Source organism: Streptomyces sp. NPDC058307 (assembly GCF_042880295.1).
Taxonomy (GTDB): domain Bacteria; phylum Actinomycetota; class Actinomycetes; order Streptomycetales; family Streptomycetaceae; genus Streptomyces.
The window spans coordinates 1-4,238 of sequence record NZ_JBHVYZ010000140.1 but is presented as its reverse complement, the minus strand read 5'-3'; the positions used below and the strand labels follow the sequence as shown (position 1 = coordinate 4,238).

The window sequence follows — 4,238 nt, the reverse complement described above, 5'->3', positions numbered from 1 at the left end:
CCGCCTGACGGCCCCCTCCGGCACCAAAAAGGGCGAGGCCCGAAGACCCCGCCCGCTGCCACCAAAACTCCAGGTCACGGCCAGACAAGGCAATAAGGCTGATGCCCCGCCTCATGCAACCGGTGGCTGAAGTCCTGCCACTCGTGCAGCAGTTGGTAGACGTTGAACGCGTCCCGTGGGCCGCCCCGGTCCGGGACCGTCGACCAGATGAACGCCGCCGCGCCGACCGCTTCCTCGCCTATGCCGCGCAGCGGGTCCACGACCGTCATGGGGAGCTTGACCACCGCGTAGTCGGGGTGCAGGACGACCAGTTCGAGCGGGGGGACCTTGTTCAGGGGGACGCCCTCGATGCCGGTGAGGACCATCGCCGCCATGGTCTCCGGCTTGATCTTGGTGAACATGCCGTTCATGCCGAGCTCGTCGCCGCCGAGTTCCTCGGGGCGCATCGAGATCGGGACGCGGGCCGCGGTCGCGCCGTCGGGCGCGCCGAAGTACTTGTACGTCACCCCCACCCGACCACCATTCCTGCTTCCCGCCCTCAACGGATCGATCCGACGTTCGATACGTCGCTCGTCGCGTTCCGACTCATCCGGGGTGCCCGAGGCAGCGCGTCCCTGACGTGTCTCGGCCGCTTCCTCCGCCTCGCGCCGGTGCCTTCCCCGCCGGGCACGTCGAGGACCCAGGTCATCGGTCCCCTCGCCCAGTCCGCCACCGCGATGCATATCTCCACCCGACTGCTTTTTTAGGACGCGCGACCCCCGCCGCGCAACCCGATCATCGTGTCAGTGACCTCCCCCACGGCCGCCCGCCGAAACGTGCGTTGAAACACCTGTCCGCAGGATCTTCGCAGCCACCGAACGAACGGCTCCGTGCCGTCGTCCCCGTGAGCTGTGTGTATCTGCATCCAGTTTCGCAGATCGTGGGGCGCCGGGGCGTTCCGAGGGCTGGCCTACCCTGAGGTAGTCACCGGCAACGGAGTCCGAGAAAGCCGAACCCACCGGAAAAGGTCGGAGTAGTCGCAAGACATGAGTGAATTGCCCTATTCGTACGATGCGCCTGTCTCGCAGGCCCTGTTCGACCGCGCGTCCGCCGTCACGCCCGGCGGCGTGAACTCCCCGGTCCGCGCCTTCCGTGCCGTGGGCGGTACCCCCCGCTTCATGGTGTCCGGCACCGGCCCCTACCTGACGGACGCCGACGGACGCGAGTACGTCGACCTCGTCTGCTCCTGGGGCCCCATGATCCTCGGGCACTCGCACCCCGAAGTCATCGCCGCCGTCCAGGAGGCGGTGTCCAAGGGCACCTCCTTCGGTACCCCGGGGGAGGGCGAGGTCGCGCTCGCCGAGGAGATCGTGGCCAGGGTCGAGCCCGTCGACCAGGTGCGGCTCGTCTCCAGCGGGACCGAGGCCACCATGTCCGCGATCCGGCTCGCCCGCGGCTTCACCCGGCGCACCAAGGTCATCAAGTTCGCCGGGTGTTACCACGGTCACGTCGACTCGCTGCTGGCCGCGGCGGGCAGCGGTGTGGCCACCTTCGCGCTCCCCGACACCCCGGGTGTCACCGGTGCCCAGGCCGCCGACACGATCGTGCTGCCGTACAACGATCTCGAGGCCGTCCACGAGGCGTTCCACCGGCACCCCGGCGAGATCGCCTGTGTGATCACCGAGGCCTCGCCCGGCAACATGGGCGTCGTGCCGCCGCTGCCCGGGTTCAACCAGGGGCTGAAGGACGCCTGCGCGCAGAACGGCGCCCTCTACATCTCCGACGAGGTCATGACCGGGTTCCGTACCAGCCGCAGCGGCTGGTACGGCATCGACGGCGTCCGGCCCGATCTGCTGACCTTCGGGAAGGTCATGGGTGGCGGTTTCCCCGCCGCCGCATTCGGGGGCCGTGCCGATGTCATGGCCCACCTCGCCCCCGCCGGACCCGTCTACCAGGCCGGCACCCTCTCCGGGAACCCCGTCGCCACCGCCGCCGGCCTCGCCCAGCTGCGGCTGCTCGACGACGCGGCCTACGTCAAGATCGACGCCGTCTCCGGGCAGATCCGGTCGCTGGTCTCCGAGGCGCTCACCAAGGAAGGCGTCGCACACACCGTGCAGAGCGCCTCCAACATGTTCTCGGTGTTCTTCACCGACCGGCCGGTGCGCAGCTACGAGGACGCCAAGGCGCAGGAGTCCTTCCGGTTCACGGCGTTCTTCCACTCCCTTCTGGAGAACGGCGTCTACCTGCCGCCTTCCTCCTTCGAGTCGTGGTTCGTCTCCACGGCCCACGACGAGCAGGCGGTTCAGCGGATCGCCGACGCCCTTCCGGCGGCGGCCCGAGCGGCGGCGGAGGCCACGGCAGCATGAGCACCCCGACCATCAGCGACATCACCGTCGTCCACCTCATGCGGCACGGCGAGGTCGAAAACCCCGACGGCGTCCTCTACGGCCGTCTCGAGGGCTACCACCTCTCCGAGCTCGGGCGGCAGATGGCCGACCGGGTCGCCGAGCACCTGGCCTCCCGGGACGTCACCCACGTCTGCGCCTCCCCGCTGGAGCGGGCGCAGGAGACCGCCACACCGATCGCCAAGGCGCACAGCCTCGACATCGCGACCGACGAGCGGCTCATCGAGGCCGAGAACGTCTTCCAGGGCAAGACCTTCGGCGTGGGCGACGGGGCGCTGAAGAACCCGGAGAACTGGAAGTACCTCGTCAACCCCATGAAGCCGTCCTGGGGAGAGCCGTACATCGACCAGGTCGTCCGGATGAAGGGCGCGCTGGACGCGGCCAGGGACCGGGCGCGCGGTCATGAGGCGGTACTGGTCAGCCACCAGCTGCCGATCTGGATCGTGCGGTCCTACGTCGAGAAGCGGCGGCTGTGGCATGACCCGCGCAAGCGGCAGTGCACGCTCGCCTCCCTCACGTCCTTCACCTACCAGGGCGACAGGATCGTCTCCGTCGGCTACAGCGAGCCCGCGATCGATCTCGTGCCGGTCCATCTCCGGGCGGGTGCGAAGCCGGTGAAGGGCGGGAGCAAGGGGTTCGGGGCGTAGCGCTCCGCAGGAAACCGGGCATGAAGGCCGTGGGGAGCTGCGGGTCCGTCGTGGCTGGGCGCGCCCGCGCGGCGGGGCCGCATAGTGATACGGCCCCGCGCCCCTTCGGGGCGCGTTGCTGTTACCGAATCCGGAAATAGTGCCGGAACCTTTCCCCTCCTCGTCTCCTCTGACTGGGTGACCACCGGAGAACGTGACGAATCGGGGAAACATGCCCACTCTCAGTCGAAGGGGAGCAATAGGGCTCGGTGCGGGCGCCGCGGCCGCCGTGGGGCTCTCGGGGTGCGGAAACCTCACCGGGTCGGACGGGGTGCGCCACACCTCGGGGCCCGCCCCGAGCAAGAGCCCCACCCCCACGGCCCGCCCCATCGGCGACGGCTCCACCTCCTTCACCGGCAAGCAGCCCCACCAGCCCGGCAAGCCGGTGCCGCTGGAGCCCGGCCAGACCCCGCCGCAGTTCGTCGTCTTCTCCTGGGACGGCGCCGGCGAGGTCGGCAACGGCCTCTTCCCGCGCTTCCTCGACCTCGCCCGGAAGCACGACGCGCACATGACCTTCTTCCTCTCCGGGCTGTATCTGCTCCCCGAGTCGAAGAAGCGACTCTACGACCCCCCGAACAACCCCCGCGGCGCCTCCGACATCGGCTACCTCACCGACGCGCACGTCAAGGCGACCCTCACCAACGTCCGCCGGGCCTGGCTCGAGGGGCACGAGATCGGCACCCACTTCAACGGCCACTTCTGCTCCGGCTACGGCACCGTCGGCAACTGGACGCCGCAGCAGTGGAAGAGCGAGATCGAGCAGGCGAAATCCTTCGTCAAGCAGTGGCGCACCAACACCGGCTGGACCGACCTGCCCGCGCTGCCCTTCGACTACGACAAGGAACTCGTCGGCGGCCGCACCCCCTGCCTCCTCGGCCAGGACAACCTGCTGCCCACCGCCCGCGAGCTCGGCTGGCGCTACGACGCCTCCTCGCCCGGCGGCCGCCAGGTCTGGCCCGAGAAGAAGAACGGCATCTGGGACCTGCCGCTCCAGGCGATACCTTTCCCCGGCCGCGGCTTCGAGGTCCTGTCCATGGACTACAACATGCTCGCCAACCAGTCGGTCAACTCGACCAACGCGCCCGCCCACAACTACCCGGCCTGGCGCGAGCAGTCCGCCGGGGCCTACATCGCCGGCTTCCAGCGGGCCTACGAGACCAACCGCGCC

The 4,238-nt window shown here is 69.4% G+C and carries 4 protein-coding genes; 3 read left to right on the top strand and 1 reads right to left on the bottom strand.

The features are described 5' to 3' along the window. Positions 1-74: 74 nt before the first annotated feature. Positions 75-722, bottom strand: a complete 648-nt coding sequence (locus ACFVYN_RS41055) for a hypothetical protein (RefSeq protein ID WP_390007958.1) — start codon at positions 720-722, stop codon at positions 75-77. Positions 723-1,025: 303 nt separating this feature from the next. Here ACFVYN_RS41055 and hemL point away from each other — a divergent pair, with 303 nt between their 5' ends. The 3 genes from hemL to ACFVYN_RS41040 form a co-directional block, all read left to right on the top strand. After that, a complete protein-coding gene (hemL, locus tag ACFVYN_RS41050) occupies positions 1,026-2,345 on the top strand; it encodes a glutamate-1-semialdehyde 2,1-aminomutase (RefSeq protein WP_390007957.1) in 1,320 nt (439 codons plus the stop codon). Beyond that, the gene (locus ACFVYN_RS41045) at positions 2,342-3,031 is read left to right on the top strand and encodes a histidine phosphatase family protein (RefSeq protein ID WP_390007954.1); all 690 of its coding nucleotides are present in this window, start codon (positions 2,342-2,344) and stop codon (positions 3,029-3,031) included. Before hemL ends, ACFVYN_RS41045 begins: the two co-directional genes overlap by 4 nt. A gap of 211 nt (positions 3,032-3,242) precedes the next feature. Continuing rightward, a partial coding sequence (locus tag ACFVYN_RS41040) for a hypothetical protein (RefSeq protein WP_390007952.1) occupies positions 3,243-4,238 on the top strand: 996 nt, incomplete at its 3' end.

Coding starts and splice junctions, on each gene's coding strand:
- ACFVYN_RS41055 (WP_390007958.1), bottom strand. CDS start 722: ATGCATCGCGGTGGCGGACTGGGCGAGGGGACCGATGACCTGGGTCCT.
- ACFVYN_RS41045 (WP_390007954.1), top strand. CDS start 2,342: ATGAGCACCCCGACCATCAGCGACATCACCGTCGTCCACCTCATGCGG.
- hemL (WP_390007957.1), top strand. CDS start 1,026: ATGAGTGAATTGCCCTATTCGTACGATGCGCCTGTCTCGCAGGCCCTG.